A 13,619-nucleotide genomic window follows, 5' to 3' on the forward strand; every position below is an offset into this window, starting at 1 on the left:
ATTCCTTTGAGCTAAAAGGTAAAAGGCCAACTTGGTTGGCCTTTTTAATTAAAACTGTGCGTTATGGTAAACGTTTTGTACGTCATCACAGTCTTCTAGCATGGCTAAAAAGCGTTCCATGACTTCAACGTCTTCACCTTCAATTGGTGCTTCTACTTGCGGCACAAAGGCAATTAGATCTTCGTGGAAATCAGTAATTCCCATTTCTTCAAGTGCTGTACGGGTGTTGTTGTATTCTGTGTGTGGAGCAAATACGGTGATTTTACCGTCTTCAACTTCTACATCTGTTACATCGACATCTGCCATCATCAATGCTTCTAATACAGCTTCGTCATCATCACCGTCAAAAACAAAAATAGCGAGGTGATCAAATAAGTGTGATACTGAATTTTGCGCACCAATTTTTGCATTTGCTTTAGTAAAACAAACACGTACGTCAGCGAAGGTACGTTTGTTGTTGTCGGTTAAGCAGTCAACAATGATCATACAGTTGCCCGGGCCGTAACCTTCATAGCGAGTTGCTACGTAATCTTCGCCGCCACCACCTTTGGCTTTATCGATTGCACGCTCGATTACATGCGTAGGTACTTGGTCTTTCTTAGCACGCTCAATTAAGCGACGAAGTGCTAAGTTGCCATCGGGATCAACACCACCATTCTTAGCGCAGATATAAATTTCTTTTCCGTACTTTGAATAAACTTTGGTTTTTGCACCCGCAGTTTTTGCCATTGAGTCTTTTTTGTTTTGATAAGCTCTGCCCATCTGCGTGTTGCCTTTTTGTTATAGATAAAAATAAAGCCGTTATTCTAATCATTTAACCTAGTAGTTAACAGTGTTTATTCGTCGCTTTGCTGTAACTGCCACATTCGAGCATATTCGCCATTCGCCGCAAGTAGCTGTTGGTGCTGACCTTGTTCAACAACTTGTCCTTGTTTCATAACAATAATTTTGTCTGCGTCGGTGATTGTTGATAAACGATGAGCAATGACTATGCTGGTGTGCTTTTGCGCGACTTCATGCATAGCACTTAAAATAGCTTGCTCTGAATGCGAATCAAGCGCTGATGTTGCCTCATCAAATAATAAAATAGGTGAACCCTTTAAAATGGCTCTGGCAATTGCTATACGTTGCTTTTCGCCGCCCGACACTTTTAAACCGCGCTCACCAACAAGGGTTTTATCGCCTTTATCTAGGCTTGCAATAAACCCATCTAAGTGGGCAAGGCTTATAGCTTTATCAATATCATCTTCGCTTGCCGTTGGATTTCCGTAGGCGATGTTTTCGCGAATGCTGGTGTTAAATAGCACGGTATCTTGCGGTACGATGGCAATAGCTTGGCGCAAACTTTCAAGTGTAACTGTGTTGATTGCTTGCTCATCAATATAAATTTTGCCCGCATCCACATCATAAAAGCGGTAAAGCAGGCGGCTTAAGGTACTTTTACCTGCGCCACTGGCACCGACAATCGCTACTTTACTGCCTGAAGTAACCTCAAAACTTAAATTATTTAAAATAGGCCGTTGTTTGTCGTAACTAAAAGAGACATTCTCAAATCGAATAGCTGCTTTTGTTGTAGTTAATGGTTTTGCATCTTTGTTATCGCTAATAGCGGCTTTTCGATTTAATAAGCCGAGCATGTTTTCAAGATCAGTTAGTGCACGGCGTATTTCACGATACACAAAGCCTAAAAAATTAAGAGGAAGAAATAGCTGGATCATGTAAGCATTGATCATCACAAGCTCACCTATGGTCAGCTCTTTATTGACCACTGAACTGGCACCTAGCCACATTAGTGCTGTAATAGCTGCGGCGATAATAAGTGCTTGCCCTGAATTTAGCGCAAGTAACGATAAACGATTTTTTAGCCTCGCTTGTTCCCACTTAGCTAAAAAGCTGTCGTAGGTGTTTGCTTCATAATGTTCATTGTTGAAGTACTTAACGGTTTCGTAATTTAGTAAGCTGTCGATAGCACGAGTATTTGAGTTGTTATCGGCAGTATTTGCTTCACGTATAAATCGGTTACGCCACTGAGTTACTATTACAGTAAAAGCAATGTAAATAGCGACAGCGATAACAGTGACTAATGCAAACCAAGGTGAAAACAAGGTCGCAAAAATAATGGCGACTGTGATTATTTCAAATAGGGTTGGCACGATGTTAAACATCAAAAAGCGCATCAAAAAGCTGAGGCCATTTGTACCACGCTCTATATCGCGACTAATACCGCCTGTTTGCCTATCAAGGTGAAAGGCTAATTCTAAACTATGTAAGTGTTTAAATATTTTTAAACCAATATGGCGCATAGCGTGCTCAGTAACACGGCCAAACAATGCATCGCGAACTTCACCAAAAAACACACTGGCAAAGCGCAGCAAACCATAGCCGATGAGCAGGGCAATAGGAACGCTTAATATCGGGTTGATACTAGAATCTACTGCGTCGATTATTTCTTTTAGTGCCCAAGGCATCAGCAATGTGGCCCCCTTGGCTGCAATAAGAGCTAGTACAGCCAAAATAACTCGGCCTTTAAAGGTCATTAAATAGGGCCAGAGTGTTTTGATGCTTTGTGATAGGTTCATTGCATCAGGCGATCTCGTCACCTGTTCTTTGCGGCTCATTCCACGCATGGGGGTCTCTTAAATCAATTTGATAAAAATAGGCAAAAGCTTTCGTGTTTTAGGCAAGTGTAATTTGCAAATTTACCTCTATACTGAGTGCAGTATACACCAGCGCATTAGCAAATTTGTTAATTGCATGAGTTAAACACGAAGAAAATTAAGGAGTAAGCATGAAAACCGTCGGTTATGCAGCACATGATTCAGAAAAACCATTAGAGCCGTATCATTTTGAACGCCGTGCACTTCGTGATGAAGATGTATCAATTGAAATTCTTTATTGTGGCGTGTGTCATTCAGACTTACACACAGCAAAAAACGATTGGGGCTGGACTCAGTACCCAGTAGTACCGGGTCATGAAATTGTTGGCCGCGTTCTTGAAGTGGGTAGCGGCGTTACTAAATACAAAGTGGGCGATAATGTCGCTGTTGGTTGTATGGTAGATAGCTGTTTGAGCTGTGACCAGTGTCATCATGGTGAAGAGCAGTTTTGTCGCGAAGGAATGGTGGGTACATACTCAGGGCAAGATCGTATCAGTGGCGAACTTACTCAAGGTGGGTATTCAAAACACATTGTGGTTCGTGAAGAGTTCGTACTCAATGTACCTAAAGGTTTAGACCTAGCGAAATGTGCGCCAATTCTATGTGCAGGTATCACAACTTATTCACCACTACGCACGTGGAATGTTGGCCCAGGCAGCCGTGTTGCGGTAATTGGTCTAGGTGGTTTGGGTCACATGGCAATTAAAATCGCAGCTGCAATGGGTGCACATGTTACGGCAATTAGCCGCAGTGATAAGAAAAAACAACAGGTTTTAGATTATGGTGCGAAAGACTTATTAGTCTCAAGTGATGAACAAGTGATGCAAGCACATGCTAATCAATTCGATCTAATTATTAATACCATACCCGTTAAACATGACTTTACACCTTATATGCCACTACTTGATATAGATGGTACCCAAGTGCTAGTTGGCCAAGTTGGTGAACTTGCAGAATCAAACTCTGTTCCACTTCTGCTTGGACGTCGCCGTGTTGCTGGCTCATTGATAGGTGGTATAGCACAAACCCAAGAGATCCTCGATTTCTGTGCGTTACATAATATTCTGCCAGAAGTTGAAATGATCAAAATGGAACAAATTAATGACGCTTTCGATAAATTAAAGCAAGGTGATATGGCCTCACGCTTTGTTATCGACATGTCATCATTAGAAGTTTAACTTGTTTAACAAAGTTAAATTAATAAGCGGGTCGAGTTAGGCTCGCTTTATTTTAGTTACTTTTATTTAAGTAATAACTTGTGTTTTATTTTTTTACCCTCATTATAGCTGTGTTATCCACTTAATTTATTGGTCAGTTCTTGTTACGGTTTTTCTCAGTCATTATCTTGCTATTTACTGTGTTCTTTAGTGCACAGAGCATGGCTATGCCTGACACTCACTCACACTATGCTGCCACTAAATTGTTCCAAGTCGAGCTGACTAAAACCCCAGTTATTTCTCAAACTCATACAGCTAAGCATCCTAAACCGGTAGAACCATCGGGGTTTGATACCCTTGTGCCGCGTTTAACTGCCAGTAATTCATCATTGTTTCTTTACCATAGTCAGGTTGACCCTGATTACGAGCTATTAATTGAATTCTTTGCTGAAGATTGGGGAAAAGAGCACTTTTTAGCGCCACCAAGTGCTGTGCGCATGATCCCATGGTTTGCGTTAGCCACGCAACGTAAATCCCGCATTAGTGGCTGGAAAGACGCTAATCTCTTGTACAAAGCGAATACGACCTACCATAGCTAAACGACTTCCTTCGTTACTTTTTTATTTTTGGAATTAATTTTTTACCGGCTGAAAATGCTGGAAGGAAGTCATGTATGTCACATAAATCAAAGCCGGCGCTATGGCGTCGTCTAAAAATGAGTTATGTCGCTATGATAGCGGCGTGTATTTTATTAGCGGTTAGCGCACTACCTAATCTTTACCCTAACAAATCTTGGTTGCACATTAGCTTGCCAGATCAAACTGTGACGCTGCAAAGTGTGACAACTTCACTAAATCAACATGGTTTTGAAGTGTCTGAAGCTAATGATAGCCAAGCACAACTGGCTATTTTATTAGCTGAGCCTACTCAAAGTGCCAATGCACTGAGTTTTATAAAAACTCAATACCCACAGCTGGAAGCTAAAATTGTTGAGCATGCGACAAGCCCACAATGGCTTCAGCAGCTTGGTCTTTCACCGATTAAGTTAGGACTTGACTTAAATGGTGGGGTGCTATTTGTGCTTGATGTTGACCTAGATAAAGCAATGCAAGAGCACTTAAACAGTGTGTATCAACAAACTAAATTGACGCTTCGAAAAGACAAAATTCGTGGTATTAGAGCCAGTGAAGTAAAAGAAGGGGTTGAGCTGCAAATTTTACCAAGCGGTGAAGGGCAACTCCCAGGACTCATCTCAACCTTACAAGGTCAATTCAAAGGCCTGATGCAAACTAAATCAACGAGTAATAACCTAACCACAGTATTACTGCATTTTAATGAGCAAAGCCAAAGCGAATTCAATAAACAAGTCATGGCACAAAGCTTAACAACCCTGCGTGGACGTATTGAAGAGCTTGGCATCACAGAAGCGGTAACGCAAAGGCAAGGTAAGCAGCGCATTCGCATTGAGTTGCCAGGGGTACAAGATCCATCAGAAGCTAAACGCATTATTGGTGCAACAGCGACCCTAGATTTTTATCAGGTCGTCGAAGTGGGTGGTAAAGCGTTTAATGTGCAAGGTGGTGGCGTTGTTAATTTAAATCCTGTGGCGATTTTTTCAGGCGATCACATCAATAATGCCAGTGTTGGTAAAGATGAATGGGGCAAGCCTTTAGTCCAGCTTAGCTTAGACTCTCAAGGTGGCGACGCGATGTCTGCTTTTTCAAAGCACAATATAGGTAAGCCAATGGCTACGGTTTATTCTGAATACTCCCGGAATGCAAATGGCGAAGTTGTGAAAAAAAGCGAAGTGATCAATGTGGCAAACATTGCACAGCATTTAAGTTCTCGTTTTAGTATTACGAATATGAAAAGCCCACAAGCAGCTTACGATTTAGCGCTTTTACTTCGTGCAGGGTCGCTAACTGCACCAGTGACAATCGTTCAAGAACAAACCATAGGTCCAAGCTTAGGTAGTGAAAACATTGAACACGGATTAGCTGCTTTAATGCTTGGTATCGGTATTACCCTTGCATTTATGGCGCTTTGGTATCGTCGTTTAGGCCTGATTGCCAACATTGCGTTGTTACTTAATTTAACCGCTTTAGTCGGCTTAATGTCGTTATTACCTGGCGTGGTGTTGACATTACCGGGCATCGCAGGGCTTGTATTAACAATAGGCATGGCAGTTGATACTAATGTAATTATCTTTGAGCGAATAAAAGAGGAAAAACGTAAAGGTCGACCTACCTATCAAGCAATAGAGCAAGGCTATAACCAAGCATTTACGACCATTTTTGATGCCAATGTGACCACCATGATCACAGCTATCATTCTATACGCCATTGGTTATGGACCGGTGAAAGGTTTTGCAATTACATTAGCGCTCGGACTATTAACCAGCGTATTCACCGGTGTTTACATTTCAAAAGCGCTTAGCCAAACACTCTACATTAAACTGACAAATTTATCGGGGGCTAAAGCATGAGTTGGTCAACATTAACTGCAGCGAGTAAATCGCGCGTTTTAGGGTTATTGCTAAGCTGTGTTTTAGTCATCGCGAGCTTAGGTGTTTTATCTGTCAAAGGGCTAAACTTTGGCCTTGATTTTACAGGTGGCTACATCACTGAGATAAACACAACGTCAGTAACAACTATTGCTGATTTAAAGGCAAAGTTAAGTCCTGAAATTGCAAACAAATTAACCATAACTAAAGCGGGTGAATACCACTTTGTTTTAAGAGAAGCGCCAGAGCTTAGTGAAGCCAGCAATTGGCAATCAGAGCTGAATGAGCAAGGTGTAGAATTTACCGTGCTTTCAAGTTCTTTTTTAGGTTCACAAGTCGGTGATGAGCTTTTTGAGCAAGGCTGTTTAGCATTATTTGCAGCACTGATTGCCATTATGGTTTATTTAGCTGTACGTTTTGAATGGCGACTCGCGGTAGGCTCAGTGGTTGCACTGTTACATGATTTAATCTTAGTGCTTGGCTTGTTTTCCTTGTTAGGGCTTGAGTTTAATTTAACCGTGCTGGCGAGTTTACTGGCTATTATTGGCTATTCATTAAATGACTCAATTATTGTTGGCGACAGAGTTAGAGAGCTTTTACGTATTCAGCCAGACAATCAACGCATTAATACCCATGTTGTGATTAATGATGCAATTGGCTCTACGTTAACGCGTACATTGATCACCTCAGGCACAACACTTGCGACCATTGCTTGTATTTGGCTGCTTGCTGGCGCTGCATTAACGGGTTTTGCTATCGCGTTATTTGCAGGCATTGTGGTGGGCACCTTCTCATCGATTTGTATCGCCGCCACCTTACCGCAATTATTAGGGTTAAGTTCAGAAAATTACACCCAAACACTGGATGATAAAACCAAAGCCTATATGGATATGCCATAAGTCAGTTTTATAACTTACTTTCATCAGCCGCTATTTTTCCATAGAATAGCGGCTTTTCTGTTTTAACTGCTTTGATATGAATAAAACACACGTAATTGAACATTTACGCTTTGCGCTAGAGGCACAACTGCAAAACGCCAAAGCAGCGGCAAAAGCGGCTCATGATGCAGCAACCCACGAAGAAAGTGTTGCTGAAACTCAATACGATACCTTGGGTTTAGAAGCCGCTTATTTAGCGCAAGGGCAAGCTGAACGAGTTAATGAGTGCTACCGTGACATACAAGCATTCAATACAGTGTTTAAAGAAAGCGAATTTAATAAGGTTCGTGAAGGTGCATTAGTGTGTCTTGTCGATGAACAAGATAACTCAAAGTGGTTTTTTATGGGCCCAAGTGCAGGTGGCTTAGTAGTCACCGTAAAAGAACAGCCTATATATGTTGTAACCCGTGAAGCGCCGTTAGGTAAACAGCTGATTGGCAAGCAAATTGATGACGAAGTAACACTGACAATTGCAGGTAACGCACAGTTTTATAGCATTACAGAAATAGTCTGATCAAGAAAATTTATTAATCAGTAAATTTCATCTTCAAGTAAAAAATAACTCGTTGGTCACAAAGTAAAAAAACCTCTATAAATCACATCAAGCTTAATGCTTATAAGCACCCATCTAGTTAAGTGAAGTTTAGCCTCATGCGTTCACTTAATCGGCTGGGTGTTTTCATTTTTTTCATAAGACTTAATTTAGGAAAAGTCGTGTTTAAAACCTTGATTGTGGTTGATAACAATGAGCAACGTATTGCTCAAAATTTCGAAAATGTCATTACCTTTGACACCTACTTACGTGATTACCCAAAACATAATGAGCCAAAAACGCGTATTTTAAACTTGTGTGATACAGGGCAGTATTTAAGTAAAGGCTATTATTGCTCTTTGCTTGCTGAAGCAAGAAAGCATCAGGTATTACCGAGTGTAAAAACAATTAATGCACTACGTAGCGATGAGCATAGCACGCGTCATAAAGAGCTTGCTGGTTGTACTGTATTTTTTGGTCACACAGATCAAGAGCAGCAAAGCAAAGCAACTAAAGCATTATTCTCGCAATATCCTGCGCCTATTTTGGTGTGTGATGAACAAGGTGTTGTGAAGCAAGGTGCGATTGCATCATTAGATGACACTGGCTTTACAGAGTTTGTAAAGCAACTCAATAGCTTTACGATGTCAGTATGGCGCATTCACGATAAAAAACGTCGTTACCGTTGGGATATGGCCATATTGGTTGATCACCAAGAAAAAGTGCCGCCAAGTGATAAAGATGCCATTGCTAAATTTATTAAAGCAGCTGCTAAACATGGTATTTATGCTCAAGCACTTACATTTGATGAAATTACCAATATTGCACAATTTGATGCGTTGTTTATTCGTCAAACAACGGCCATCGACCATCCAACCTATCGTTTAGCGAGTAAAGCACAAAGCTTAGGGTTAGTGGTGATTGATGATGCAGAGTCGATACTGCGCTGCTGTAATAAAGTGTATTTGCACGATGCTTTTAATTATCAAAAAGTGCCGAGTTTAAAAACTCACGTTGTGGCTGATACAAGTGAAGAGACAATTGAAAGTTTAGAAGCAAACTTCAGCTACCCACTGGTATTAAAAATGCCAGAAGGCTCTTTCTCAAAAGGCGTATTTAAAGTTGCTAATCGTGATGAGTTAGTTGCTAAATTAACAGAGTTGTTTGAGTTCAGTGCACTTGTGCTTGCACAAGAGTACATGTACACCGAATACGACTGGCGTGTCGGGGTGTTAAATGGCCGTGCAATTTATGCGTGTCGTTATTTAATGGCGCGTAATCACTGGCAAATTTATAACCATGATGCAAAACGTTTCTTTTCTGGTGGCTTTGAAACCTTGCCAACATTTGAATTACCTAAAGTGGTACTCGATGCGGCGTTAAAAGCCTGCAAAACGGTAGGTAAAGGTTTGTATGGTGTTGACGTTAAAGAACATCAAGGTAAAGCATACGTGTTAGAAGTGAATGACAACCCAAGTATCGACCATAAAGTCGAAGATGCCTATTTAGGTGACGAGCTTTATATGATCATTATGGATGAGTTTAAACAACGCTTAGAAGCACGAGGCCGTGGTTAATGAACGCCTCTGTTTGTCAAATCCGTTTTGCTCAGGCAACGGATTTGGCGGCCCTTGTTGCCATTGAAGAACAAAGCTTTAGTCAAGATAGATTAAGTAGTCGTAGTTTAAAACGTTGGATCAGCGCAACGCATGGCTTACTGATGGTGGCCGAGATCGAGAACCAACTAGTTGGTTATGGCTTGGTTTGGTGTCACAAGGGGACGCGTCTTGCTCGGCTATATTCACTGGCGGTTTTGCAATCTCAGCAAGGCAAAGGCATTGCTTCAAAGTTACTGCTTGCGCTTGAAAACGAAACAGCTAAACGCGGCCGTTTATATATGCGTCTAGAAGTTGCGGTAAACAACCTATCGGCAATTTGCTTATATGAAAAACTGGGTTACCAGGTGTTTGGTCATTACAGTGATTATTATGATGACCATAGTGATGCCCATCGAATGCAAAAAAACATTCGACGTAATATCGAGTTTAATGCCGATAAACACACGCCTTGGTATCAGCAAACAACCGAGTTTACCTGTGGTCCTGCGGCGCTATTAATGGCAATGTCATCCTTGAATGATACCGCAATGAGCCAACTCAAAGAGCTGGATATATGGCGTGAAGCCACGACTATCTTCATGACTTCAGGGCATGGCGGTTGTCACCCTCTAGGGTTAGCGCTGGCTGCAATGAAACGTGGTTTTAAAGCTGATGTAGTTTTAAATACCCGTGATACTTTGTTTATTGACGGGGTAAGAAGCGAAAAGAAAAAAGCCATTTTGCATACCGTACACAATCAGTTTGTGGCTGAAGCAATCGCTGCAAAACTGCCTGTGAGGTATCAAGAGTTAACCTTGGCCTCCATTGAAGATTGGCTTGCGGAGGGTAAAGCGGTGGTGTTATTGATCAGTACCTATCGATTTGATGGTAAAAAGTCACCGCATTGGGTGTGTGTAACGCATATTGATGAGCATTGCTTGTACGTGCATGACCCGTTTTGTGAAAACGAAAAACAATTGGCGATTGATTGTCAGCATGTCCCAATAACCAAAGCCGATTTTAACAAAATGGCTAGTTTTGGTTCATCAAGACTCAGCACTGCGATGGCCTTTTATTTATAATTTTAATTGTTAGTTTGATTTGGAAGTACAGTGACTCTGAGTAGTTTATTTGATATTGCCCCTTATTCTTGGTCAGCAATTGGTAGCGCCGCATTTTGCGGCGCAATTATTGGTATGGAGCGTCAATTACGAGGTAAGCCTGTTGGTATTCGTACCTCCGCATTGATTGTGTTAGGTACTTATTTATTTCTTGCTACAGCATTTATGTTACATGGCGATGTGATAGACCATTCACGTGTTGTAGGCCAAATTATTACCGGTATCGGCTTTTTAGGTGCGGGTGTGATGCTTGCAAAAGATGGTGCGGTTGTTGGAGTAACTTCCGCAGCAACTATCTGGGTATTAGCCTCTATAGGTGTTGTGATTGCCACTGATAACTTGTTAGCTGCAATTAAACTTTCAGTATTAGTGGTCGTTATTTTATATGGCGTAGATGTACTTGAAGCTAAATTTAAGAGCTTAGGTCGCGGTGTGCATGTTCGTGTAAAACGCTATTCAAAGTTGTATTATCGAAAAGAAAAGTGAAGTTAGATAATAGAAGTTAGATTAGAGTGATTCATGGAGCCTTGTTACACAATAAAGCCGTCCTGTTTAGAAGATTTGTTACTTGTTGATAGTCAAATTCCTGAGTTTGATGGCCTAAATAGCCTCAGTAAATTACAAGCACGGTGTGCAGATGTTGAGCATCTAGCTTTAGTTGCTTATATCGAAAATGAGCCTGTAGCCTACAAACTGGGTTATGAGCTAGATTCAAACACCTTTTATAGCTGGCTTGGTGCAGTTGCGCCAAAATGTAGAGGGCAGGGCATAGCTCAATCATTATTAAACGCGCAAGAAGCTTGGGTTAAGACCAATAATTACCGAGTTATAATGGTTAAGTCTATGAACCGTTTTCCTGCAATGCTGAATATGCTTATCAAAAATGGTTATGCAATAGTGGGTTATGAGGACAGAGGTAGCCCACAGACTAGCAAGATTTTATTCTCCAAAGTCTTTGATTAGCGTACTAAATTCTAGACTACTCATGCTAGGTTTGATTCCATTTTTAAACGTTTTACCATGAATATTGGCCATCTCGCCTGTTGTTAAAACAAGAATACTTTCGTCACTGAGCTCAAACGGAGTATTGACAGTAGCTAAGCCACACGTTTTTTCGCCAACAAGTGTTACATTATTAAGAGAAGATAGCCCAATTGCCAATGCTTCAGCTGAACTAGCGACACTAGAGTCAATCAAAACAAAAATCCCGATAGGCTGATGTTTTAAATGATAAGTATCTGGTTGAAAATTGATTTTTTGTAGCGTGCTTTCATGGGCTATTCCATCTTTAAATCCAAATCTAGTAATGCTTCCAGATGACAAATGGAATTCACCTAATGTTTGTGTAGCGTCGAAAAAAGGGGAAAGTGCTTGCAACATCGGCCACATATTGCCGCCGCTATTTTTTCTTAAATCAATAATCCAGTATCGAGAATTCTCGTTGTCTTGAGATCTTATATTATTGATTGAATTACGAACATATTGAGATTTTTCTTCCGTTGTTGTCGCTCCAATACTGGAAACTTTTAGATAAGCAAGTTTACCTTTTTGAAAACTCAGCTTAATTTTACTGTTATTAACACAGCGTTTTTTGGCGCTGAAAAAAATTATATTTGAATCTTTATCCTTGAGATAAGTATGAGGTTCATTGAGTGATTTAAGAAGTGTTGCAACGTTTGGAGTTTTATAGCCAAGATAGGCTGATTTGTCTGAATAATCATTTTTACGGATAAAGTGCTTGTTAATTAATTGCTTTACTTCATCATAATTTGGCTCTGCTTCAACAAAAGAAGAAATTAGAGTAAATAACATCAATGTAAAAAAGTATGATTTCTTCATTAAAACTTACTTCGGCAAACTAATTAAAAAGTGAGCGCCGTTGTTACTTTCTTGAACACAGATTTCACCTTGTAGTTGTTGAGTAACTATTTTCTTCGCAATGCTGAGGCCAAGCCCAATACCTGATTGGTTGTTTTTACCTTTATAAAATGGGGTGAAAATGGAGTTTTGTTCACTAATGCTGATACCGGTGCCATTATCGGAGTAGTGAATTTTTAATACCTCATCAAAATCATAAATATCAATTTCTATAGCAGGGTTTTCGATGTTGTTGAACGCATGCTCAATTGAGTTTTGCTGCAAAATAAAAAGTACTTGTTTTAGCAAGTCTATTTCAACTTCGAATTGGCTATGAGGGTTTTGATAATTAATATCTAATTTGATACCACGATGTTTTATTTGCTCTTCTAAATGCTTATACAATGACTCCGAAAGCTGAGTTAACGTCATGATTGTTTTAGTTGATTGTGATTTTGTATAGAGCAAATCCTGTAAAATTCTTATCTTATAGGCGCAAGTAGTTAAATTGCGACTTACTAGTTCATGAGTGTCTAACAAAGTGTTTAGTGTATTTTGCAGTGTTTGCTGACTCAAGCATTTCTGTGTAAGCCTATTTTGAGTTTCTGTCACTGTTTGTTGAGTGAAATCAACGGCTGTTATGCAGTTACCTAAAGGAGTATTGACCTCATGGGCAATGCCACGAATTAAAGTGGCAAGTTCAGTAAATTGGTTTTGTTCAAGCGATTGTTTCTGTTGGTAAAGTAATTTTAGTTGGGTCTCAAAGCTTTGTTTTATTGTTTCGAGTAGTTTTATCACTGGCTCGTTGTATTCATGGGGCTTGCTATCAAGGATACATATTGTACCAAATGGCGTTGTATCGCCAGCAGAAATGGGCAAACCTAAGTAGGAAACCATATTGAGCTTGATATCAGGGTTTTCTTTCCAATCATCATCAATAAGTGCATTAGGTATATTCAGCAGTTTCTGGTTTTTTACAACATGCTCGCAATAAAGGCCTGAATTCTTAAACTTTTCACTGTCGCCTATTTCGTATGGGTTTAATTGGTTTGCATTTTTAGAAAATACACTAATAATATTATTTTCGACCTTCATTACTAAAGCGACAGGCACATCGGCAAACAGTGCTAATACTTCAAGGGTTTTATTCCAACTCTCAACTAATTCATCATAATCAGGCTGATACATTATTTGAACTCAATTAAATACAAATACTACTAAGTGATAGCTTAGTAACAAATTCTAATTGAGCAACA

The 13,619-nt window shown here is 40.1% G+C and carries 13 protein-coding genes; 9 read left to right on the top strand and 4 right to left on the bottom strand.

Annotated features, from left to right (window positions below; all coding sequences use genetic code 11):
- Positions 1 to 48: 48 nt before the first annotated feature.
- Both EVU92_RS11610 and EVU92_RS11615 read right to left on the bottom strand, forming a co-directional pair.
- Positions 49 to 762, bottom strand: coding sequence for a YebC/PmpR family DNA-binding transcriptional regulator (locus EVU92_RS11610; RefSeq protein ID WP_105180428.1), 714 nt, complete (start codon positions 760 to 762; stop codon positions 49 to 51).
- A 74-nt stretch (positions 763 to 836) separates the two neighbouring features.
- Positions 837 to 2,618 carry an ABC transporter ATP-binding protein/permease gene (locus EVU92_RS11615; protein WP_240701333.1) on the bottom strand — a complete coding sequence of 594 codons (1,782 nt, stop codon included), beginning with the start codon at positions 2,616 to 2,618 and terminating at the stop codon, positions 837 to 839.
- Between the two features lie 170 nt (positions 2,619 to 2,788).
- Between EVU92_RS11615 and EVU92_RS11620 the strand changes: the two genes are divergently transcribed.
- The 9 genes from EVU92_RS11620 to EVU92_RS11660 all read left to right on the top strand — a co-directional run bounded on the left by EVU92_RS11620 (position 2,789) and on the right by EVU92_RS11660 (position 11,469).
- The gene (locus EVU92_RS11620) at positions 2,789 to 3,835 is read left to right on the top strand and encodes an NAD(P)-dependent alcohol dehydrogenase (protein ID WP_130051355.1); all 1,047 of its coding nucleotides are present in this window, start codon (positions 2,789 to 2,791) and stop codon (positions 3,833 to 3,835) included.
- Between the two features lie 206 nt (positions 3,836 to 4,041).
- A complete protein-coding gene (locus EVU92_RS11625) occupies positions 4,042 to 4,413 on the top strand; it encodes a hypothetical protein (protein WP_130051356.1) in 372 nt (123 codons plus the stop codon).
- Positions 4,414 to 4,487: 74 nt separating this feature from the next.
- Entirely contained in the window at positions 4,488 to 6,299 is a 1,812-nt protein-coding gene (secD, locus tag EVU92_RS11630; protein WP_130051357.1) for a protein translocase subunit SecD, read from the top strand.
- Complete coding sequence (gene secF / locus EVU92_RS11635; protein ID WP_130051358.1) at positions 6,296 to 7,216, top strand: protein translocase subunit SecF; 921 nt, start codon at positions 6,296 to 6,298, stop codon at positions 7,214 to 7,216. Before secD ends, secF begins: the two co-directional genes overlap by 4 nt.
- A 76-nt stretch (positions 7,217 to 7,292) precedes the next feature.
- Positions 7,293 to 7,769, top strand: coding sequence for a GreA/GreB family elongation factor (locus tag EVU92_RS11640; protein WP_130051359.1), 477 nt, complete (start codon positions 7,293 to 7,295; stop codon positions 7,767 to 7,769).
- Positions 7,770 to 7,969: 200 nt separating this feature from the next.
- Positions 7,970 to 9,364, top strand: a complete 1,395-nt coding sequence (locus tag EVU92_RS11645; RefSeq protein ID WP_130051360.1) for a RimK family protein — start codon at positions 7,970 to 7,972, stop codon at positions 9,362 to 9,364.
- Positions 9,364 to 10,467, top strand: a complete 1,104-nt coding sequence (locus tag EVU92_RS11650; RefSeq protein ID WP_130051361.1) for a GNAT family N-acetyltransferase/peptidase C39 family protein — start codon at positions 9,364 to 9,366, stop codon at positions 10,465 to 10,467. Before EVU92_RS11645 ends, EVU92_RS11650 begins: the two co-directional genes overlap by 1 nt.
- A gap of 30 nt (positions 10,468 to 10,497) precedes the next feature.
- Positions 10,498 to 10,992, top strand: coding sequence for an MgtC/SapB family protein (locus EVU92_RS11655; protein ID WP_130051362.1), 495 nt, complete (start codon positions 10,498 to 10,500; stop codon positions 10,990 to 10,992).
- A gap of 33 nt (positions 10,993 to 11,025) precedes the next feature.
- A complete protein-coding gene (locus EVU92_RS11660) occupies positions 11,026 to 11,469 on the top strand; it encodes a GNAT family N-acetyltransferase (RefSeq protein WP_130051363.1) in 444 nt (147 codons plus the stop codon).
- Here EVU92_RS11660 and EVU92_RS11665 read toward each other — a convergent pair.
- Positions 11,446 to 12,345 carry a S41 family peptidase gene (locus EVU92_RS11665; RefSeq protein ID WP_130051364.1) on the bottom strand — a complete coding sequence of 300 codons (900 nt, stop codon included), beginning with the start codon at positions 12,343 to 12,345 and terminating at the stop codon, positions 11,446 to 11,448. The genes EVU92_RS11660 and EVU92_RS11665 overlap by 24 nt on opposite strands.
- Positions 12,346 to 12,351: 6 nt before the next feature.
- The gene (locus tag EVU92_RS11670) at positions 12,352 to 13,551 is read right to left on the bottom strand and encodes a GAF domain-containing sensor histidine kinase (protein ID WP_130051365.1); all 1,200 of its coding nucleotides are present in this window, start codon (positions 13,549 to 13,551) and stop codon (positions 12,352 to 12,354) included.
- Between the last annotated feature and the right edge of the window lie 68 nt (positions 13,552 to 13,619).

The organism is Pseudoalteromonas sp. MEBiC 03485, assembly GCF_004195145.1.
Taxonomy (GTDB): Bacteria; Pseudomonadota; Gammaproteobacteria; order Enterobacterales; family Alteromonadaceae; genus Pseudoalteromonas; species Pseudoalteromonas apostichopi.